17 protein-coding genes are annotated in these 20232 nt (G+C 68.8%); 7 read left to right on the forward strand and 10 right to left on the reverse strand.

Annotated features, from left to right (window positions below):
* The first annotated feature begins 86 nt into the window (after positions 1-86).
* The gene (locus DSC45_RS05035; RefSeq protein ID WP_119287456.1) at positions 87-740 is read left to right on the forward strand and encodes a TetR/AcrR family transcriptional regulator; all 654 of its coding nucleotides are present in this window, start codon (positions 87-89) and stop codon (positions 738-740) included.
* 636 nt (positions 741-1376) lie between these two features.
* Here the strand turns inward: DSC45_RS05035 and DSC45_RS05040 are convergent.
* Complete coding sequence (locus DSC45_RS05040) at positions 1377-1982, reverse strand: TetR/AcrR family transcriptional regulator (RefSeq protein WP_119287457.1); 606 nt, start codon at positions 1980-1982, stop codon at positions 1377-1379.
* A gap of 10 nt (positions 1983-1992) precedes the next feature.
* Positions 1993-3288 (reverse strand): glycoside hydrolase family 1 protein, encoded by a 1296-nt coding sequence (locus DSC45_RS05045; protein ID WP_119287459.1) that lies wholly within the window; start codon positions 3286-3288, stop codon positions 1993-1995.
* Positions 3289-3584: 296 nt separating this feature from the next.
* Here DSC45_RS05045 and DSC45_RS05050 point away from each other — a divergent pair, with 296 nt between their 5' ends.
* Both DSC45_RS05050 and DSC45_RS05060 read left to right on the forward strand, forming a co-directional pair.
* Positions 3585-5120 (forward strand): ABC transporter substrate-binding protein, encoded by a 1536-nt coding sequence (locus tag DSC45_RS05050; RefSeq protein ID WP_119287461.1) that lies wholly within the window; start codon positions 3585-3587, stop codon positions 5118-5120.
* Positions 5121-5608: 488 nt separating this feature from the next.
* Entirely contained in the window at positions 5609-6016 is a 408-nt protein-coding gene (locus DSC45_RS05060; RefSeq protein ID WP_119287463.1) for a VOC family protein, read from the forward strand.
* 101 nt (positions 6017-6117) lie between these two features.
* Here DSC45_RS05060 and DSC45_RS05065 read toward each other — a convergent pair whose 3' ends face one another.
* The 3 genes from DSC45_RS05065 to DSC45_RS05075 form a co-directional block, all read right to left on the reverse strand.
* Positions 6118-8184 (reverse strand): TerD family protein, encoded by a 2067-nt coding sequence (locus tag DSC45_RS05065; protein ID WP_119287465.1) that lies wholly within the window; start codon positions 8182-8184, stop codon positions 6118-6120.
* A 205-nt stretch (positions 8185-8389) separates the two neighbouring features.
* On the reverse strand, positions 8390-8968 hold the full coding sequence (locus DSC45_RS05070) for a dihydrofolate reductase family protein (RefSeq protein WP_119287466.1): 579 nt from the start codon (positions 8966-8968) through the stop codon (positions 8390-8392).
* 390 nt (positions 8969-9358) lie between these two features.
* Positions 9359-10507: an FUSC family protein gene (locus DSC45_RS05075; protein WP_240434469.1), complete on the reverse strand. Its 1149-nt coding sequence runs from the start codon at positions 10505-10507 to the stop codon at positions 9359-9361.
* A 579-nt stretch (positions 10508-11086) separates the two neighbouring features.
* On the opposite strand from DSC45_RS05075, the gene DSC45_RS05080 reads away from it, so the two are divergent.
* The gene (locus DSC45_RS05080) at positions 11087-11287 is read left to right on the forward strand and encodes a hypothetical protein (RefSeq protein ID WP_119287468.1); all 201 of its coding nucleotides are present in this window, start codon (positions 11087-11089) and stop codon (positions 11285-11287) included.
* A 202-nt stretch (positions 11288-11489) separates the two neighbouring features.
* On the forward strand, positions 11490-12992 hold the full coding sequence (gene proP / locus DSC45_RS05085; RefSeq protein ID WP_119287469.1) for a glycine betaine/L-proline transporter ProP: 1503 nt from the start codon (positions 11490-11492) through the stop codon (positions 12990-12992).
* A 36-nt stretch (positions 12993-13028) separates the two neighbouring features.
* On the opposite strand, the gene DSC45_RS05090 is transcribed toward proP, so the two are convergent.
* Together DSC45_RS05090 and DSC45_RS05095 are read right to left on the reverse strand one after the other, a co-directional pair.
* Positions 13029-13514 carry a hypothetical protein gene (locus DSC45_RS05090; protein ID WP_119287471.1) on the reverse strand — a complete coding sequence of 162 codons (486 nt, stop codon included), beginning with the start codon at positions 13512-13514 and terminating at the stop codon, positions 13029-13031.
* 148 nt (positions 13515-13662) lie between these two features.
* Positions 13663-14733 carry a DNA polymerase III subunit beta family protein gene (locus DSC45_RS05095; protein ID WP_119287473.1) on the reverse strand — a complete coding sequence of 357 codons (1071 nt, stop codon included), beginning with the start codon at positions 14731-14733 and terminating at the stop codon, positions 13663-13665.
* Between the two features lie 156 nt (positions 14734-14889).
* On the opposite strand from DSC45_RS05095, the gene DSC45_RS05100 reads away from it, so the two are divergent.
* On the forward strand, positions 14890-15750 hold the full coding sequence (locus DSC45_RS05100; RefSeq protein ID WP_119287475.1) for a TIGR03620 family F420-dependent LLM class oxidoreductase: 861 nt from the start codon (positions 14890-14892) through the stop codon (positions 15748-15750).
* 139 nt (positions 15751-15889) lie between these two features.
* On the forward strand, positions 15890-16858 hold the full coding sequence (locus DSC45_RS05105; protein WP_162929134.1) for a phytoene/squalene synthase family protein: 969 nt from the start codon (positions 15890-15892) through the stop codon (positions 16856-16858).
* Between the two features lie 60 nt (positions 16859-16918).
* On the opposite strand, the gene DSC45_RS05110 is transcribed toward DSC45_RS05105, so the two are convergent.
* The 3 genes from DSC45_RS05110 to DSC45_RS05120 form a co-directional block, all read right to left on the reverse strand.
* Positions 16919-17119: a ferredoxin gene (locus DSC45_RS05110; protein WP_119287478.1), complete on the reverse strand. Its 201-nt coding sequence runs from the start codon at positions 17117-17119 to the stop codon at positions 16919-16921.
* Between the two features lie 116 nt (positions 17120-17235).
* Positions 17236-18516 carry a cytochrome P450 gene (locus tag DSC45_RS05115; protein WP_119287480.1) on the reverse strand — a complete coding sequence of 427 codons (1281 nt, stop codon included), beginning with the start codon at positions 18514-18516 and terminating at the stop codon, positions 17236-17238.
* Positions 18517-18651: 135 nt separating this feature from the next.
* Positions 18652-20121, reverse strand: a complete 1470-nt coding sequence (locus DSC45_RS05120; RefSeq protein WP_119287481.1) for an MFS transporter — start codon at positions 20119-20121, stop codon at positions 18652-18654.
* Between the last annotated feature and the right edge of the window lie 111 nt (positions 20122-20232).

Genomic DNA, 20232 nt, shown 5'->3' on the forward strand with positions numbered 1-20232 from the left:
GAGCGCGGCGATGCCACCCTGCCGCGCACCGCGGCTCGCGGACGAGGCAGGATGTCGGGCCCCGAACCCTGCGGAAGGAAGCCGAGTTGAGTAACCCGGGAGACACCGCCGCCGCGCGCCGCCCGTCGAAGGGTGAGCGCACCAGGACGCGGATCCTCGCATCCGCGTCCGCGCTCTTCTCCCGCTCCGGCTTCCACGCCGTGTCGCTGCGGGACATCGCCGCACACGCGGGCCTCACCCACGCGGGACTGCTGCACCACTTCCCCGGCAAGGAGGCGCTGCTGCTCGAACTGCTCGGCCACCGGGACCGCGTCGACGCCGCCGACCTGTTCCCCACGGCCCTGGACGCGGGCGCCCCCGAACCCGCCCCCGAGCAGTGGCTGCGCCGACTGCTCGACGTGGTCGCGCGCAACAGCAGGACACCGGGCCTCGTCGCCCTGTACGCGAATCTGTCCGCGGAGGCCGCCGATCCCGATCACCCGGCGCACGACTACTTCGTCCGCCGCTACCGCGTGGTGCGCGAGGGCACGGCACGCGCGCTCGGCGCCCTGTTCGCCGCGGCCGACCCTCCGGTGGAGGAGGATCCGAACGCGGTGGCCGTCCAGCTCATCGCGCTGATGGACGGCCTGCAGACCCAGTGGCTCCTGGAGCCGGACACCGTCGACATGCCGGCCCAACTCCGGGCCCTGCTGCGCCGTTACGGCATCGAGCCGGCACCCGAGACCGAGGTCAGCGCCTGAGTGCACCGCCGACCCCCTCGGTCTGGCAAGACATGCGGCGCGGTGCCCTGCGGCCGCCGTTCGCCTTGGTGCGGCACACGGGCCCCCGACTCGGTAGCGGGCCTTCACTGGCGACACATCGGTTTCCGGCATAGGGCGTACCTCGATTCGCGGAAGGCGGGCGCGCGAGCCGTAGACGCACACGGAACAACGGTCCACGGCGCCACCCGAACACTAAAACCGTATGGTGATCGGTTTCTGGCCGTCAAGGGGTGAATGCTGACTCGGACCCAGTCCGGGCGGGCCAGTGGACCTCGCGTTGCGGGCACACCGCCGACTTGGTTGCGACCGAGGCGGGATGGATCTGCGGGAGGGCGTGCCCCCGCGGCTTCCCGCCCACTGCAGTGCCGGCAACTCCCTTTCCCCGTACCGCCGTTACGCGACACCGGCGCGGAAAGGGGGCCGCAGTGGTGACGGACGGCGGTGCCCGATTCGACTTCTCCCGACCCTGGAGCGGGCAGGCCGTCGACTACGCGTGCGGAGGCGTGCAGCCGCACGTGACGGCCCGCTCACAGGTGGATACGAGCCGAGGCGTCCGTACGGCCGCACGTGAGTGATCAGGAACGTACCGCCCGACCGGAGCTGCCCGTCGAGGCCTCAGCCCTCGGCCGTTTCGCCGTCCGCATCGCGCCCCGCGAGGAGTTCGAGCAACCGCATGACGTCGTCGATGGGCTGCTCCATGTCGACGGACCGGTCCGTCAGCCACTGCAGCTGAACCCCGTCGGCCAGCGCGACGAGGAGCGCAGAGACCCGCTCCGCGGGAATGACGTCCGTGATCCGCCCCGCGTCCATGTGCGCCTGCAGCGAGGCCGCGAGCCGCTCGCGAATCACCGGATAGCGCTCGGCGAAGTGCGCGTGCGCCGGATGCTCCGCGTCACTCGCGGCCGCGGCCATGGAGACGAACAGCTCGACCAGACCGGGGGTGTTGGCGCCCTCCCGCATGACCTCGCGGTAGTTGAAGGCGGCTCCACGCTCGATCTGCCGGGCGCGCGCGGTCTCGTCCCGGGCCTGGAGGACCCGGGTGAGCAGGTCCTCCTTCGAGTCGAAGTAATGCATGAGGCCCGGCAGGCTGAGGTTGCACCTCGCCGCCACCTTGCGCAGGGACGTACCCCGGTACCCCTCGGCCGCGAAGATCTCCAGGGCCACCTGGAGGATCTCCGCGCGCTTCGCCTCGCCCTTCTCGTACGGGCCCCGTTTCGCCATGCCGGCCAGCCTAGCGCGGGGAGGCGGCACGGGCTTCCGGCAGCTCGGGGCGCTCCGGGATCCTGCCGGACCGGGCGAGAGCGCCGAGCCAGCGCGCCGACTGCTTGGGGGTACGGGTGAAGGTCTCCCGGTCGACCGCGATCAGGCCGAACGTGGGCCGGTAGGTGCCCCATTCGTAGTTGTCCAGCGCGCTCCAGTGCAGATAGCCGAGCACCTCGACCCCGTCGCGCATGGCGGCGGCCAGGCTGGCCAGCGCTTCGTCGGTGTAGTCGATGCGGCGCTGGTCGTCGCCGGTCGCGATGCCGTTCTCGGTGATCATGATCGGCACCTGCGGACCGACCACCTCGGCCGTGTGCCGTACGGCCTCCCCCAGCGCCCGCGGGTAGTACTCCCAGTCAGTCAGCGTCGTCTCGGTGCCTTCCGGGAGCGGCAGCGGCCCGTCCGTGCCGATGCGGTGGCGGGTGTACACCTGCACGCCGATCCAGTCGTCCTGCCGGGACGCCTCCAGGAAGATGTCCTCCCGCAACCACGCGTAGGCGTCCGCCACTTCCTGTGCGCCCGGCTCCGCCTGGTACACCTGGTTGGCGATCGTCCAGCCCACCTTGAGGCCGGGATCGGCCGACTTGAGGACGGCGGACGCGGCCCGGTGCGCCTCGATGAGCGCGTGGACCACATCGGCGTCCGGGTCGATGGTGGCGGGGTCGATCGCGGCTGCGCCGGTGGGGGCGTTCTTCTGCTTGCCGTGCGCGATGCTCTCCCAGCCGTGCTCGGCGGCCACGTTCCGGATGGCGTGCATCACGGCCAGCATGTTCGGCTCGTTGATGGTGACGACATGCCGGACGCCGATCTCGAGGATCTCGGCGGCCGTCCGGGCGTACTCGGCGAAGAGTTCGGCCGCGTCCGGCGCGAGCCAGCCGCCGAGCTCACTGAACCAGCGCGGCGAAGTGAAGTGATGGAGCGTCACCACGGGGGTCAGGCCACGCTCGAGCGCACCGGTCACCATGGCCCGGTAGTGCGCGACCGCGGCTCGCGAGACCTTCCCGCGCTCCGGCTCGATGCGGGCCCACTCGATGCCGAACCGGTAGGAGTTGAAGCCGAGTTCACTCAGCAGGTCCATGTCCTCGGCCCAGCGGTGGAAGCTGTCGACCGCGTCCCCGCTGGGTTCCGCGACGAAGGTGCCGGGGCGGTGCTCGATCTGCCACCAGTCGCTGGAGACGTTGTTGCCCTCGACCTGATGAGGCGACGTGGATGCCCCCATGAGGAAGCCGTTCGGCAGGTCGAGGCCCGGCCCGGTCGGCGTGGTCATCAAAGTACTCCTCTCGCGCGGCGTCGGTTCGGCAACCGCACTGCGCCAAAAACGTGCATTGATCGGTTTTCACGCCAGCGTACACACACCGAGGGCGGCGACGGAAGCACTGGCGAGCCCACGAACACGACCGCCATCGCGACGAGGAAGGCCCCCGCAGTCTTCATTGCCGACGAATACCGATCGATGTACGGTTTTCGAGTCCGAGGGCCGGCCCGGGCCTTCATCGGCCTGCGCTCCGGCCGCCCCGGCATCTCGCGTGGGCGCCACCCACCCGTCCTCACACGGAGATCACCATGAGGTTTTCCGCTCGTTCCACGGCCGCGGCGATCAGCGTCGCCCTGTGCGCCGCGACGCTGTCGGGCTGCTCCGGATCGGCCGGCAACCGCGCCACCGATCGCACCACGCTCGACATCGCCACCCTCAGCGCGGCCCAGAGCCTGGACCCCGCGGAGGCGGCGGGCGGCACGGTCATGTACTTCCAGCCGGTGTACGACACCCTCGTCGAGCGGGCCCCGGACGGCACGTACAAGCCCATGCTCGCCACCCGCTGGTCCTACGACCGAGCGCGCACCGCCCTGTCACTGACCCTGCGCAAGGGCGTGAAGTTCAGTGACCGAACTCCCTTCGACGGGGAGGCCGTTCGCAAGAACCTCGACCACTTCAAGTCGGGCGGCGGTGCCAATGCCAAGACGCTCAGCACGCTCGACAAGGTGACCGTCGAATCCCCGACCCGGGTGACGCTGCACCTGTCAGCCCCCGACCCCGCCATGCTCTTCTACCTCAGCGACTCGGCCGGCCTCATGGCCAGCCCCGCCGCGCTCAAGGGCTCCTCGCTCGAGACCACTCCGGTAGGCACCGGCCCGTACACCCTCGACAAGAAGAAGACCTCGCTCGGCGTGAAGTACGTCTACGCCAGGAAAGCCGACTACTGGGGCGACCAACTCCCCTACAAGACCGTGACGATCAGCCGCTTCGACAACGAGACGGCGATCGTCAACGGGCTCAGGACCAGGCAGATCGACTTCAGTGTGCTGCAGGAGGCGGACCAGCAGATCGCCGTGGAAACGGACCCCGAACTGTCCGGCACGAAGGTCACCCCGAACTTCCAGGGCCTGCTGCTCTTCGACCGGGCGGGGCTACGCACCCCGGCCCTCAAGAACCGCAAGGTCCGCCAGGCACTCAACCACGCCCTGGACCGCCGGACCATGCTCGAGCAGATCCGCCGCGGCCGAGGCGAGTCCACCGCCCAGGTCTTCGGTCCGGAAACCAAGGGCTACGACCGTGACCTGGACACCCGCTACCCCCACGAACCCGCCACAGCACGGAAGTTGATGAAGGAGGCGGGCTACGCGAAGGGCTTCACCCTGAAGCTGCCGAAGGTCGCCGCCATCGTCGGGGACAACCTCGCCTCCTCCATCCAGTCCGACTTCAAGGCCATCGGCGTCAAGGTCGTCTGGGACACCCTGGACGGGGCGACGGCGGTCAGGAAGATCTCCAAGGACCGGGCCTATCCGGCGATGGTGATGAACATGAACCAGACATCCACCGACTGGCTCACCGTCCAGGACCTCGTCGCACCCGGCGCGTACAACCTCTTCGGAACCACCGACACCACGATCAAGAAGCTGGTGCCTCGCATCCAGCGCGGCGGCGACGGCGCCGCCCAGGCTGCACGGGAACTGAACCGGCACCTCGTCGAGGAAGCCTGGTTCGTCCCGTTCTACCGCATGGAATGGCAACAGGTCGCCCACCGCACGGTCAAGGCGGCTCCGCAGTCAGGCATGGGCTATCCGTCGCTGTACAACTACCGCCCTGTCGAAGGGAATTGACGGCAAAGCGCGCACGGGACGGCCAGGCGTTCACGGCCACAGGAGATGCCGCTCCCACGAATTCCCGGCCGCCGCACGTGCGTAACGCCGCCGCGTGTGCCGACGGCTCCCGTCCGCCTGCCGAACTCGACCGTGGCCGGAACGACGGTGTACAGCGACCACGCGTCGGCGACACGTCCGGCTCCCTCGCGATCCGGGACAGCGCCTGGCCCTCGCCTGCTCACGCTCGGAATCGCTGTCCGGCGAACACCTCGAGACCCCCAACCACGCCCGCACATCCCGCGCCCCGTCACCAACACCTACATCGACATCACTCATCTCTCATCACGCATCACCCACCCGTGCCGCCTGTGAAGTCGACCGTGTGAAGACCGAGCGTGCCCTCTCACTCATGCCGCCCGCAATCGGCGGCCGCGCACCGATGAGTTCCTGGGACAGCCCCGGTCTATCCCTGTGTACGGACTCACCCCGTAGGGAGACACTCAGCCATGTACCAGCAGATGATCTTCGTGAACCTGGCCACCGGCAATCTGGACGCGACGAAGAAGTTCTTCGGCGAGCTCGGTTACGCGATCAACCCTCAGTTCAGCGACGACACCACGGTCTCGATCCCGCTCAGCGAAGCCATCGTCGTCATGTTCCACACGCACGAGAAGTACGCCGAGTTCACGAAGAAGACGATCGTGGACTCGACCTCTTCCAGCGAGGTGCTCCTCGCCCTCAGCGCGGAGAGTCGCGACAAGGTCGACGACCTGGTGAACAAGGCGGTCGCAGCCGGCGGCGCGGTCACCGGCGAGCCCCAGGACCACGGCTTCATGTACGGCCGCGCCTTCGACGACCTGGACGGCCACACCTGGGAGGTCGTCTGGATGGACGCGTCGGCGGTCGAGGGCTGACGACCACCTCTCGGCGGGGAGCACTGCGGGGTCCAGCCCCCAAGTGCCCGGCTCGGCCAGGCGCTTGGGGGTGTTTGGCAAGTCCGCCCGTAGAGGATGGCTCAGCCCGCGGCGGCTTGCTCGGCAGCCCGTCCCGACGACGATGCGCGGCGCGGCGCCGAGGCCGCGACATGGACGACCACCGTTCCGTGGAACAGGTGCACAGCGTCGTCGACACTGCGGATAAAGCCGGATTCCGCGTTGCCACGACTGCTGCCCATGCCCTTGAAAAGAGAGAGACGGAATCCGGTGATCTGCATAGCGTTCTTCGGCACGATGTTCGCGGGTTCCGGCCGCAGACGTTCCAAAGTGCCCCGCGGGCCGCCCGCTTCGCCCTCCACCAGCGTCTCGACGTGCAGGTCCGCGGGAGCGTCAGCCAGGCGCCGGATCAGGCGTTTAACCCAAGTCAGGGGGTAACCCTGTTCGGGCGCGGGAATTTCGATGGACGTACGGATTTTCCCAGTACGCAGATCGGCGATGACGGCGAGCACGCCCGGCGAACCCTCCATCCGCAACTCGGCCTTGAGCCGTCCGTCGAGGCAGAGCTGATCGGCGAGGCGGATCCGGCGGGCGGCCGGATCGATGCCGCGCTGGGAGCGCTGGACGGGCAGGACCTTCCGTCCCAGTTCACCACCCAACCTGAGGCAAACCTGTCGGACGAGCCGTTCCCAGCTCTCCACCACCTCAAGGGCGCGCGGGTCTCCCTGGCACAGGGTCTCGTCGTCGATGCCGTTGCGTACGGGCACCCAGGCGGCACCCATGTTCTGGAAACCATGGCAACCGGAGTTCTCGTGCTGGAGGTAGTGCAGCAGCTCCTGGAGCAACCAGGCGTGTGACGCATTTCCCACGCCTTCGTGCTGGATCAACAACTGCGCCTGGTGGGCGACTTCGGCCCACGAAAGATGCCACAGCGCCACCTTGTGCTTGCGGCGACCGTCGATCCTGACGTCGACCAGCGGGCTGCCCTCCAGGGCGACATCGTTCGACAAGGTGATCACGGCCTCGTATCCGCGCCGAGCCGCGATGTCCATGTACGCCTGGACCTGATCTGCCTTCAGGGCGCTGCCGTTGGTCTTCGTCTCGACCAGTGCGGTCCACAGTTTCCCGGCGCGTTCCACTCGGATCACACCGTCGGGCCGCCGCGGAGTGTCGCCGTGCGGCAGTGACACTTCCGTGAAGGTCTCCATCCGGCCGGCGGGCGCTCCGTACGCCGCGGTGAGTCTCCTGCCGAACTCCGGGATCTGCGCCATCACGGACAGCAGCACCGACGTCGCCCGCATCTCACGGTCGCGGTCACTCTTGAGCGCCGACACGGGGAAGAGCCGCGCCTGCTTCCAGGACTCGCTCTCCGCCAAGGACTTCTTGGCGGTCTTGGGAAGGATGACCTTCTTCTTGGAGGTACGCGGACGTGCCCGCACTTTCGTCGGTGCAGATCCCGCATCCGGCCGCCGGGGCGCCGGGAGCGCCGGCGCCGGCTCCAACTCCGGCTGCCCGGCGGGACTTTCAGTCGGTTCGCCGTCGTCCGACGGTTCCCGCCCCAACTCCGCTCCCGCCGTGGCGCCCGAGTCCCGCTCGGCAGCCGCGTCGTCCTCGACGTCCACGCCGAAGTCCGTTGCCAGACCGGCCAACCCCGCGGCATAGCCCTGTCCGATGGCACGCAGCTTCCACTCGTCCCCACGACGGTAGATCTCGCCGAAGACCAGGGCGCTAACAGCTCCGGCATCGCCGACCGCGAACCTCACCACGTCTTCACCGGAACCGTCGGCCAGGGTGAGTTGGAGATCCTCCAACTCACCGAAGTGCCCGCCGTCGTACCGGCTGGCGGCCACCACGATCCGTTCGACGTCCTGTGGGATCGCCGTCAGGTCGAAGCTGATCCGGTCCCGGTTTCCGCTCCCTGTGGGCGTCTTGCCAAGCAGCTGAACGCTCCCGTCGGCAGCCACAGGGTTGTTGTAGAAGTAGAAGTCGGCGTCGCCGCGCACCTTCCCGCCTCCGTCCAGCAGTAATACGGAGACGTCCGCGTCACCCTCCCCCGTAGTGCTGGCCCATTCCAGACTCACGATCACGGAGTCGACGCTTTCACTGAGGGGCGCCAGCCCGACATTGGCGCCCTTGATCAACTCGAACACAACCCCACCCCCACTGACGCACGCCGGGACTACGGCCGTCGGCCGAGCGTCAATTGCTCCGTGTATGCCACGCCTTCACATTCAAGGCACAAGCGGAACCTTAATGCGCCAGGCGTCCTGCCGGTGTCGGCTCGAGGGAAAAGCCCGGGGCGGCCGTTGTCCGGCGCTACGACCTGGGAACGAGTCGCTGGGTCGCGCGGCGTGATCAGGCGTGCAGCGTAGGGCGGTAGATGAGTTCCTGGATGTGGTTGTCGAGGGTGCGGGACTCGAGGAGTTCGAGGTCGTAGTCGGATGCGCCGCGGAAGATGGGGTCGCGTCCCGTCTCGCCGGTGATCGCAGGGAAGAGCGTGACCTGGACACGGTCGACAAGGCCCGCGGCCATCAGCGCACGGTTCATCGACAGGCTGCCGTGCGAGCGCAGCGGCACCGCGGACTCCTCCTTGAGCCGTGCGACTACGTCCACCGCGTCGCCCCTCTCGACCGTCGCGTCCGGCCAGTCGAGGTGCTCGTCGAGCGTGTTCGACACCACGGTTGCCGGCAGGCTCCTCAGACGTGTGACCCAGCGGTCGCGCGTCTCCGGCTCCGGCGAGCTCGCGCCGAGCATCTGCGCGAACGTCCGATAGGTGTTGCCCCCGAACACCATCCGTTGCTCCTCCTCGTACAGCGCCTGACGGCGGTCGAGCAGCTCGGGCCCCTGCTTGCCCCAGTAGCCGGCCCAGTTGCCGCTGGTGGTGCCGAAGCCGTCGAGGGTGGAGAAGACGTCGACTGTGTAGGTGGTCGTCATGGTGCTCTCCTCACGTGCGGTGGGCCGCGATCTCGCGTCCCGGAGAGGTAGACCGGCGCCCGGGGCGAGACTCATCGCGCGGGCGCGCACGGGCACGTACGTGACCGGGGCGAGTGGCCCCGGCAGGCTGTGCCGGGGCCACTCGGAGCGGCGGGTCAGTGGTTCATTTCATCAGTACGAACGCTTCCGTGCGCATCTCGTCGGCCGGCTCGTCGGCGCGGTTGGCGTGGAGCCGGCGGCGGTGCTGAGCCGCTGAGCGGCGACGTAGCGGTCGCAGCGGTTGTGACCGGCAGTTTCTCGCCGGTGAACGCCGGGCGGAGGCGATGGCTGTACGCGAGGTCGAGGCCACATGCGGCGCCTCCCGGATCAGGCCTCCGCTCAGGCCCAGGATCACGCCTCCGCCCAAGTCCTGAGCGTGTCGCTGGTGAACTGGACCTCTTCCATGAGGCGAGTGGCCTCGATGACCAGGACTCCGTAGGGCCGCGTGGGATCGGCCAGCGGCAGGAGTTGCTTCTCGGCTTCGTGGACGACTTCCCGGCGCCGTGCTTCGACGTCGTGGGCCAGTTCCGACAGACGTCCCATCCCGCCGGGCAGCGTCGTCTCGTTCAGCTTGCTCAGTTCGTCCGCCACGGTGGAGACGGCTTCGAGGAAGGCGGCGTAGCGGTCCAGGAAGTGGCGGTACCGGTAGTCGTTCTCCTCCTCCCGCCACCGGTCGAGACTCCTCGTCAGGGAAGCCAGTTGGTACAGGGCTCGTTCCAGGGCGTTCAGTACGGTCTCGTAGTTCTGGAACGTCAGGTGCCCGCGGTGGCGCCTGAGCAGTCGTCGCGGGTTGTAGTGGATGCTCTCCTTGGCCGTGCTCAGACCGGCCCGGGCCTGGTCGATCAGGTTGTCCGTCCGGGCGGCGCGCTCGCGCCATCGGGCGGTGGTGTCAGCGTCCGGGGCGCCTTCGCGCAGTACGGGAGGCATGTCGGCGGTCAGGTCGCGCAGCGCTTCGGCGAGGCTGCGGATGCCGTACTCCGCGCTGCGGTAGCGCATCGGTGGGACGACCGTGACGTTGACCAGCGTGCCGATGGCGCAGCCGATGAGGACCAGCAGCACGATCTGACCCAGTTGGGTGGCCCGGGTGGTGTTGTCGGGAGCGGCGACGTAGGTCGAGAACGCGAAGAACGCGGCCGTCGCCACCTGCGGCCCTTGTACCCCCAGGATCCGTGACCGTCCGATCGACAGCGTGATGACCGCTACCAGCACGAAGGTCAGCAGGTCCGGGCCGGCGAGGAATCCGAGCACGGCCTGTACGGCCACTCCGGCCGCGACCGCACCGATGTAGCGCAGGGACTGCGTCACCGACTGGTAGACGGTCACGTACATGATCATCACTGCGGCGAACGGTGCGAACGCCGGTGACTGGGCGTCCAGAAGGTAGTACGAGACCACCCAGGCCAGGGAGGCGGCCAGGGTGCTCTTGGCGGTCAGCAGCAGGCTGTGGCGTTCGAGTCCGGCGTGACGGAACGCCCTCCCCCACCATCGCCCGACTCGCACGGTCCACCGCCGCGACTCTTCAGCGTCCGCCTCACCGGCCGTCACATCGGATCACTCTCTCCCAGGCTCGTTCCCGACTCCCGACTCGCGTTTCCTCCCTCCTGACTCCCGTTTCCGCACTCCCGAATCGGGCCGATCCGCAGTAGGACCGAGGCACCGCAGCCGACGTACGACCGCAGTACCCCTTCACAGGGTCGGACAGACGCCCGCATCGCACATTCGCTGGGCGAGGTCCTGTCAGTGGCTTGCCGCATTCGTCGCTGCATCGGCCCAACGCTTCACAGGTCATCACCGCTGGTGGAATCGGCGCCGTTCGGTCCGCCGCACCGCGTTCCCCCGGCTTCGAGTCAGAAGGACAGGCCGGGGTACGCGGGAGTCGTCGGACACGGAAAGGGTCCGGAAGAGCCGGGTCCGCGGGAAAGGAGGGACGCTCCACCTCGGAGTGCAGGCGCCAAACGGGAGCGCCAGGATGACTCCATCGAGGAGGCACTCCGCGGGGAATCGACGGCGGTTCGGCGAGAAGTGTCGGCGACGGACATTCGGCGACAGGGCCGGGAAAGCACAGAGAGGAGCGGGCGCATGACCGACAACAGAAGGCACAGGCCTGAGGACGACAAGGAGCCGCCCTCCACAGCAGCCGACGAGATCCTCCACGAGGCCGAAGAGGCCGAGACGCGTGTGCTGGACGGCGGTGAGCGGCCCGGCAAGGACGGCGAGGCGGCGGACGCGCTCACCCCGGACGAGCGCGCGCAGGAGGACGTCTCACGGCACGACGACTGACCGGCGTCCTATCGGCTCGATTTCCCGCAGTACTTCTTCGCGTATCTCTTATGCATGCGGTCATGCACGCGGTCATGTTTCCGGTCATGTATGCGGCCATGTATCTAGTCGTCGAATTCATGAGATTGTGCGCGGGTCAGAGATCCGATGACGGAGTGCAGCAGTAATCGAAAAACACCGCAGGAAAGAATGGAGCAGCTCCATGCCCTCCGACGGTCCCGACGCCGAGGTTCCGCTGCCCGCCCGTAATCGGCACCGGGCACTGTTCCGTGCGATCGAGCGGCGAAAGAACCCTCCGCTGCGGCGTACCGACATCACCGTCACCGATGAGGCCGCGGTAAAGCGCGCGGTCAAAGCAGCCTCGCTCGGTAATGGTATGGAGTGGTTCGACTTCGGCATCTACAGCTATCTCGCCTCGACGATCGGTCACGTCTTCTTCCCGTCCGGAAGTGACACGGCCCAACTCCTGTCGTCGTTCGCGACATTCGCTGTGGCCTTTCTCGTGCGTCCGCTCGGCGGCATGTTCTTCGGGCCGATGGGCGACAAGGTGGGCCGCAAGAAGGTCCTCGCCGTCACCATGATCATGATGGCGGTCGGCACCTTCGCCATCGGCCTGATCCCGTCGTACGCCAGCATCGGTTTCTGGGCCCCGGTCCTGCTGATCTTCTTCCGCCTCGTCCAGGGCTTCTCCACCGGCGGCGAGTACGGCGGCGCCTCCACGTTCCTCGCCGAGTACGCGCCCGACAAGCGCCGTGGCTTCTTCGGCAGCTTCCTGGAGCTCGGCACCCTGGGCGGTTACGTCGGCGCCGCGGGCCTGGTCACCGCGCTCACCGCCATCCTGGGCGACGCCACCATGGAGGACTGGGGCTGGCGTGTGCCGTTCCTGGTCGCCGGCCCCTTCGGCCTCATCGGTCTCTATCTGCGAATGCGCCTGGACGAGACCCCGGCGTTCAAGAAGCTCGAGGACTCCTCCACCCACAGGGCCTCCGAGGGCGCTTCCGCGGTGGAGACCACCGTGACGGGCGACTTGAAGCGCATCTTCTCCGAGCAGCTGTCCCGGCTGATCCTGTGCATCTGCCTGGTGGGCGCGTACAACATCGTCAACTACATGCTGCTGTCGTACATGCCGACCTATCTCTCCGACGAGATGGGCTACGAGGAAAGTCACGGACTGCTGCTGCTGATCGCCACCATGGTGGTCCTGATGCTGATCATCAACCAAGTAGGCCGACTCTCCGATCACTTCGGCCGCAAGCCGCTGCTGACCGTCGGCATGCTCGGCTTCCTGGTGCTGTCCGCGCCGGCGTTCCTGCTGGTGCAACAGGGCAGTGTGGTCGCCGTCCTGGGCGGCATGATGATGCTGGGTCTGTCGCTCGTGTGTCTGCTCGGCACGATGTCCGCCGCGCTGCCCGCCCTCTTCCCGACCCAGGTGCGCTACGGCGGCCTTGCGGTCGGTTACAACCTGTCCGCCTCGCTCTTCGGCGGTACAACCCCTCTCGTCGTCACCGCGATGATCAGCGTCACCGGCACCGACATGTTTCCGGCCTACTACGCGATGGGCGCCTCGCTGATCGGCCTGATCTCTGTGGCCCTGATGAAGGAGACGGCGCAGAAACCCCTCGAAGGTTCACCACCCTCTGTGGAGACACCTCAGGAGGCTGCCGAGATCGTCGAGACTCAGGTGCATCAGCCGCCGAAGTTCTGACGGCGGGCTCGGCGTCGACCGCTCGCTTCTCGTACTTCACGCAGGAGAGCCGGGTGCGGACGGCCGGGGTGCACGGTCACGGTCTGCGATGGCCTCGGCAACCTCTCGGACGGCCCGCCGAATCAGGTCGCCGTACGCGTCCTGGAGAAGCGCCGGTGTGTGCTCGCGGGCCGCCTCGATGTGTTCGGTGGCCGCTGCGAAGGATCCGAGTCGGCGGTAGTTGTCTGCGAGGTTGAGGTGGAGTGAGGGGTAGAAGCCCGCGATGTCCTGCGCGGTGACCGCGTCGGCGGCGTCCAGGGCACGGATATCCCAGGTCAGGGCCTCGGCGGGGTCTTCGTAGAGGTCCGCGAGGTAGTGGGCGAGGGAGCAGCGGTGCAGCGGGTCTCCGGTGACTCCCATGGTGGCCCACAGGCTCAGGAGCTTGCTGCGGGCGGACGCGACGTCGCCGTCGCGTCCTTGGGTGACGGCCTCGGCTATGGCTTCCGTGGTCGGGTCGGGGGTGCTGCTGGGGGCGGTGGTCATGGGGGCCTCGTCGTTCTCTCAGGTAGTTCGCTCGGTCCGTTGGCCAGGTGCATTGATCAGGCGCATTGGTTCGGTGCGCCGGTTAGGTGCGGGTGCTTGGCGCGGGTGCTTGGTGCGGGGGCTTGGTGTTCTTGCTTGGTGCGGGTGCTCAGTCCAGGTCGTCGGCCTTGACGGGCATGGTCAGGGTCGTGAGATCGCCGCGGTCGGCGGAGCGGATCGTGGCCGGTTGGTCGCTGCCCCTCAGGTCGAGCATCACGTCCGGGCCGATCGCGCTGCTCACCGCGGGATAGAGCGTGGTGGGTCGGAACGAGAGGTCGAGGGCCGGTCCCGTCGTGGCGGCCGGCAGCGTGGTGTCGGGATGGGCGTCGTGCGGTGACAGGACAGTCACTTCGTTCTCGGCGATGTGCAGTGCGATGTGTTCGGCGGAGTGTTCTTCAAGGGCTCGCAGCAGCAGGTTCTTCGAGACCGTCACGCGGGTGGTGGCGTCGCCCAGGGACGCGAGCATCAGCCGGAAGTCCGGGAACTCCTCGGTCAGCAGCCGGCAGTGCCGGTCAGTCCCGCCCGTCGCACGAAGCCAGATCCCGTACGGCACGGCGTCGAGCCGGACCAGCGGGCTGCGGCGGACTTCAGCGACCGCAGCCCGCAACTCGTCGCCGTCGACCGTGCCCGCCCAGGTCTGCAGCGGTGGTTCGACCGGCACCAGGGTGCGGGTCGAGAGCCGGTAGCGGTCCGTCGCGGTCAGGGTCACGGCCTCGCGATTCGTCTCGATGCGCAGGCCGGCGAGTACCGGCATCCCGGGCTCATGGGCGGTCGCGGTGAGGACTTGCTCGACCGCGTCGGCAAGAACGGGCCCTCGCAGCGCCGCCAACGGAAGGCCGGGCGTCTCACCGAGCGCCGACTTGACGGCTGCGGCCGTCTGTTGTGCTGCCGCCGCGTCACCGACGATCTTCGACACATGTTCGTCGAGCAGCCTCGCTGCTTCGGCGGGACCCGCCCCCAGGACGGTCTCGACCTCGGGGAGCGGCATGGCGATCTCACGGAGCTGCCGCAGTACGGTCGCCCGCTCCACCTGGTCCCCGCTGTAATAGCGGTAGCCGGAGATCGGGGCGACCTCGGCGGGCGGCAGCACTCCGGAGTCGGCGTAGAACCGCAGGGCGCTTGAGGTCAGGCCACTGCGACGGGCGAAGTCCCCGATCGGCATCAGTTCAGAATTCGGCACCCGGCCATCATCGAGCTTCAAGCGACTTGAAGGTCAACATCCGCGGGCGGCGCGAATCCTCCGCGCCCCCGCGGCAGGTGGATGTCCCGGCGCCACGGGTGGAGGATCGAGGTCGAAGCGCACAGGCGCACAGGCACACGGAGCGAAGGGGCAACAGTGGAGCTTTCCGGCGTAGGCGTGTGGAGCGCCCCCCTGCGGTACGGCGACCCTGCCGAGATCGCCGAGGCGGCGGCGGAACTCGAGGAGCTGGGGTTCAGCGCCCTGTGGTTCCCCGACGTGGGCGGGCCGATCTTCGAGGCGGCCGACCGGCTGCTCGCGGCGACCCGCGAGACGGTGGTGGCCACGGGCATCCTGAACCTGTGGCAGCACACGACGGAGGAGACCGCGGCGGGGTACGCCGGCATGACCGCCGCCCACGGGGACCGTTTCCTCCTCGGCATCGGCGTGAGCCACGCACCGCTGATCGACACGGAGGAACCGGGGCGGTACCGCCGGCCGCTGTCGGCGATGAAGACCTTCCTGGACGATCTCGACAGGTCGCAGCCCCCGGTACCGGCCGACCGGCGGGTACTCGCGGCGCTCGGCCCGAAGATGCAGGCGCTGGCCGTCGAGCGCACCCGGGGCGTCCACTCCTACCTCACCACCCCGGAGCAGACCCGCCTCACGCGTGAGGCACTCGGCGACGGCGCGGACATCCTGGCCGAACAGACGGTGATCCTCTGCTCGGACGCCGACGAGGCGCACGCCATCGGCGGCGAGTGGCTCCGCGGCTACCTCTCCCTGCCCAACTACGCCAACAACGTGCAGCGCCTCGGGTACTCCCCCGAGGACGTCGCCCAGGTCAGCGACCGGGTCTTCGACGAGATCATCGCCTGGGGCGACGAGGAGGCGATCGAGCGGCGGGTGGACGAGCACGTGGCCGCCGGCGCCGACCATGTCTGCCTGCAAGTACTCACCGCGGACGGCACCTCCGTCCCCCGCGACCAGTGGCGCCGCCTCGCGGGCATCGCACAGTGAGCGAAGTGACGCGCGCGGGCGCGCGGCCCTGGCTGCCGATCGGCGCACCTTCCCGGCGAGTCCGGGCGCCCGTACCCGCTCTCCGTTCCCATCCCTGCCCCTGATACGTTCAACGCTCCATCAACAGACATCGGGGCGTATGTTCGGCGCGGAGAAAGCACTGACGTCCGCGGGGATCACCGACCCGCTGCTGCGGGAGGCGTACAGCCTCTGCCGCAGGGTTCTGATCTCCGCGGACGGAGCGAAGTGGGACGCCGGCCTGCTGACCCTGCCGCCCGCGAAGCGGCCTGCGGTCTGGGCGCTGTACGGATTCGCGCGGTGGGCGGACGAGATCGTCGACAGCGGTGACCCGGCCACCCGCGCGACCGAGCTCGCCGTCTTCACCGCCCGCGTCGTCGAGGACCTCGAAGCGGGCTACTCCCGCGACCCGTTCTCCATGGCGCTCCTGGACACGCTGCGCACCTGGGACATCGCCCCGGAGACGGTCACCGCGTACCTGGAGAGCATGCGGCGGAGCCTGACGGTCACCGAGTACCGCACCTACGCCGAGCTGCGTGACTACACCGACGACGCGATCGTGAGCGTGGGCCGCCAGGTGCTGGCCGTCCTCGAGCCCTCGCACGACGGTGCGTACGCCCGCATGGACTCGCTCAGCACCGCGATGTACCTGACCGACATCCTCAAGGACCTCGGTGAGGACCTGAGCTGGGGCCGCCTCTACCTGCCACTGGAGGAGCTCGAGGCTTTCGGCGTGGACCGTTCCGACCTGGAGCGAGGTGTACTCACGCCGCCCGTACGGGAGTTGCTGCGCTTCCAGGTCGACCGCATCCGCCGCCTCTACGACGAGGGCATGGCGGTGGCCCGGCACGTACACCCCGGCAGCCGGGACTTCCTCCGGCTCGGCACGGAGATCTTCCGCGGCACGCTCGAGAAGATCGAGCAGCGCGGCTACGACGTGTTCACCCCGCGCCCCTGGATCAGCACCGCCCAACTGCCGGGCCTGCTCTGGCGCGTGGGCAGCTCCACGACGACCCGCCACCGTACGGCCCGTGCCTCCTCAGCCTCCTCAGCGGCAAGGAAATCGGGCGTGCGAGCCGACAGGTCGTGAACCCCGCAGCCGGGTAGTACCGGCACCTGCCGGTACCACCGACGCACCGACCGGTGCGGGCTAGTCGTTCGGGGTGAGTTCGATGGCGGCGGTCGGACATACCGTGGCGGCTTCGCGGACTGCGGCGTGGTGTTCGGGCGGGGGCGCGGCGTCCAGAAGGTCGACGACGCCGTCCTCCTCGCGTTGGTCGAACACCACGGGGGCGATCAGGACGCACTGGCCCGCGCCGCAGCACTTGTCCTCGTCGACGGTGACGTTCATGCGAGTTCTCCCTTCATGACGGGGGGGGGTGCCACGCGCCGCCGCCGAGCGGTCGCGGCGTGGAGTCGGGGGCCGGGGGCCGGGAGTCGGGGGCCGGGGGGCCGATCGGAGCGGAGTCACCAGCGCACTGGGACGGTGCGCAGGCCGCCCACGAGGAGGCCCTCGACGCGAGTCAAGTCCTCTACGGGAACGGCCAGTTCGAGGGTGGGCAGCTTGCGCAGCAGGACCTCGAGCACGACCTGGAGTTCGGTGCGGGCCAAGGCCTGGCCGAGGCAGGAGTGAGGTCCGGCGCCGAAGTTGAGGTGGGGATTGGGGCTGCGGCCGAGGTCCATCTGCTCGGCGTCGTCGAAGACGTCCGCGTCTCGGTTGGCCGCGGGCATGCTGCAGATCACGGTGGTTCCGCCCGGCAGGGTCGCGCCGCCGACCTCTGCGTCCTCGGTGAGATAGCGGCGCAGGCCGAATCCGAGGTTGGTGTCGAAGCGGAGCGCCTCCTCGACGGCGGTACGTACGAGATTCGGTTCGGCGAGCAGTCGCTCCCACCGGCCGCGGTCGGCCAGGAGCATGGCGATCATCTTGCCGATCATGTTCGCGGTGGTCTCGTGCCCGGCCACCAGCAACCCCATGGCCGTCGCCCGCAACTCCTTGTCGGAGAGCCCATGGCCGTCGGCGGAATCCCGGATCAGCGTGCTGATGAGGTCATCGGTCGGATGCTCGCGCTTGGCGTCGATGTGGCCCGACATGTACTGCACGAACTCGGTCTGGGCCCGCGCGGTCTCCTCCTCGGTGAAACGCGTGATGCTCAGCAGCGCGTCGGACCAGTGGGAGAAGCGGTCGCGGTCCTGTGCGGGTACGCCGAGCATGTCGCAGATGACGTAGACGGGCAGCAGGAAGCCGACGTGGGCCTTGAGGTCCGCGGGTGCGCCGGCGGCGATCATGTCGTCGACGAGGCCTTCGGCGGTACGGGTCATACCGGGCCGCAGTGCGGTCATGCGCTTGGCGGTGAACCACTTGCTGACCTGTCGGCGCCACTGCTGGTGAGGCTCGCCCTTCGCCGGCAGGGACAGCGCGTCCGCCTCGCCCGGGGCGACGGCTCCGCCGCCGGTGCCTCCGGGTGCGAGGCGGGCGGCGCCGTCCTGTGCGGTGGGACGGGCGAAGCGCGGGTCGGCCAGCAGTGCCCTGACGTCCTCGTGGCGGGTGAGCAGCGTCGCTTCGTCGCCACTGGGCAGTTCGACCGAGGCCACGGGGCACTGACTGCGCAGCCGCTGCCAGTCGGCAGGGGCGTCCAGGGCTCCCGACTGGGCGAGCGGGTAGCGCAGGGTCTCCTCAGCCTCACTCTCACTCCGGCTCCGGCTCTCCCTCTGGCTCTGGCTCCGGCTCTGGCTCTGACTCTGGCTCATGAATGAACTCCCTCGGAAAGGTGGGGCTTTCGTCCGGCGGGTGCCGCTGCACGGCGTACTGGGGCTGGGTTCGTGGGCGGGCTCTCCCTTCGCTCGGAGCGTCCGGTCATCGCCGCCCGACCGGGTCCGGCGGAATCACGCGGGCCGGGCGGCTTCCGGCTCGGGTTCCAGGCCGGACGCGCCGGACTGCGGGGCATCCAGGGGCGTGAGTCGCGCTGTGGCGCGGGGAATGGCCAGAGTGAGCAGGGCCGCGGTGAGGGCGGCGGCCCCGCCGACGACGGCGGCCGCCCGGAAACCGTTCTCGGTCGGGAGCGTGAAGTCACCGACGTCGTGGCTCATCTGGGCCAGGAGGACACCGATGACCGCGCTGGACACCGAGAGGCCGATGGATCGCATCAGCGCGTTGAAGCCGTTCGCCGAAGCGGTCTTGGAGGCGGGGACCGACGCCATGATGATCGCCGGCATGGCGCCGTACGCGAAGGCGACACCGACACTGACGACACAGCTGAAGGCGACGATCCCGGCCACGGATCCCATCAGCGGCAGGGCGAGTCCGTAGCCGACGGCGATGATCAGAGATCCGGTCAGAAGCGACGTACGCGGGCCGAACCGGGCGGACAGCTTCGCGCCGAGCGGTGAGAACGCCATCATCACCAGTCCGGTGGGAACCATCCACAGACCGGCGGCAAGCATCGACTGGCCCAGCCCGTAGCCGATCTCCTCGGGCAGCTGGAGCAGTTGGGGAGCTACCAGGCTCTGCGCGAACATGGCGAAGCCGATCACGACCGAGGCCAGGTTCGTCAGCAGGACCGGTCGGCGGGCCGTGGCCCGCAGGTCGACCAACGGCTCTGCGGTGCGCAGTTCGAACCAGCCCCAGGCGCAGAGGGCGATCACGGCCGCGGCGAACAACCCGAGGGTCGTCACGCTCGTCCAGCCCCACTCGGCCCCTTTGGAGACGGCAAGCAGCAGTGATACGAGACCGGCCGTGAGACCGATCGCGCCGGGGATGTCGAAGCGGCCCCGAGCGGTGTCCGCGGGCACGCCCGGTACGAAGCGCAGCACGGCGACACCGACCAGCAGACTGACGGCGGCGGAGCCCCAGAACAGTGCGTGCCAGTCGGTGTTCTGGGCGACCCCGGCCGCGAGAGGCAGACCGAACGCGCCGCCGATGCCGAGCGACGAACTCATCAGGGCCACCGACGCCCCCATCCGCTCCGGCGGCACGACGTCGCGCATGGTGCTGATCCCGAGCGGGACGATGCCCATGCCGATGCCCTGGACGGCGCGCCCGATGACCATCGGGACCAGCGAATCGGACAGGGCACTCGTCACGGAACCGGCGACGAGCAGGCCGACGCAGATCAGCAGCATCCGCCGCTTGCCGTAGAGGTCACCGAGGCGCCCGAACACCGGAGTTGCGACCGCGCCGGTCAGCAGTGGCGCCGTGACCACCCAGGACGCGTTCGCGGTGGACGTGTCGAGGAGTTCCGGAAGCCGGCCGACGAGGGGAATGACCAGTGTCCCCATCAGGGAGGCCACGATGCCGGCAGCGGACAGCGAGGCGACTGTCGCTCCCGTGCGCGCCGGAGAGGCGGAGGCATTCATGTGTTGCACCGTACACATCAATTGCATCATGCACAAAAGTTGCACGATGCTCGCCGTGAGCATGATGCATATGCGTGACATAGGGTGCCGACGTACGGATGACGGAGCCGG

The organism is Streptomyces sp. YIM 130001 (assembly GCF_003574445.1).
Lineage (GTDB): Bacteria > Actinomycetota > Actinomycetes > Streptomycetales > Streptomycetaceae > Streptomyces.

What these genes read in the sequence shown, in the direction of transcription:
- DSC45_RS05050 (WP_119287461.1), top strand. Translation starts at nt 3,585, where the DNA reads ATGAGGTTTTCCGCTCGTTCCACGGCCGCGGCGATCAGCGTCGCCCTG.
- DSC45_RS05090 (WP_119287471.1), bottom strand. Translation starts at nt 13,514, where the DNA reads ATGACCACCGCCCCCAGCAGCACCCCCGACCCGACCACGGAAGCCATA.
- DSC45_RS05040 (WP_119287457.1), bottom strand. Translation starts at nt 1,982, where the DNA reads ATGGCGAAACGGGGCCCGTACGAGAAGGGCGAGGCGAAGCGCGCGGAG.
- DSC45_RS05070 (WP_119287466.1), bottom strand. Translation starts at nt 8,968, where the DNA reads ATGACGACCACCTACACAGTCGACGTCTTCTCCACCCTCGACGGCTTC.
- DSC45_RS05045 (WP_119287459.1), bottom strand. Translation starts at nt 3,288, where the DNA reads ATGACCACGCCGACCGGGCCGGGCCTCGACCTGCCGAACGGCTTCCTC.
- DSC45_RS05105 (WP_162929134.1), top strand. Translation starts at nt 15,890, where the DNA reads ATGTTCGGCGCGGAGAAAGCACTGACGTCCGCGGGGATCACCGACCCG.
- DSC45_RS05110 (WP_119287478.1), bottom strand. Translation starts at nt 17,119, where the DNA reads ATGAACGTCACCGTCGACGAGGACAAGTGCTGCGGCGCGGGCCAGTGC.
- DSC45_RS05080 (WP_119287468.1), top strand. Translation starts at nt 11,087, where the DNA reads ATGACCGACAACAGAAGGCACAGGCCTGAGGACGACAAGGAGCCGCCC.
- proP (WP_119287469.1), top strand. Translation starts at nt 11,490, where the DNA reads ATGCCCTCCGACGGTCCCGACGCCGAGGTTCCGCTGCCCGCCCGTAAT.
- DSC45_RS05120 (WP_119287481.1), bottom strand. Translation starts at nt 20,121, where the DNA reads ATGAATGCCTCCGCCTCTCCGGCGCGCACGGGAGCGACAGTCGCCTCG.
- DSC45_RS05060 (WP_119287463.1), top strand. Translation starts at nt 5,609, where the DNA reads ATGTACCAGCAGATGATCTTCGTGAACCTGGCCACCGGCAATCTGGAC.
- DSC45_RS05115 (WP_119287480.1), bottom strand. Translation starts at nt 18,516, where the DNA reads ATGAGCCAGAGTCAGAGCCAGAGCCGGAGCCAGAGCCAGAGGGAGAGC.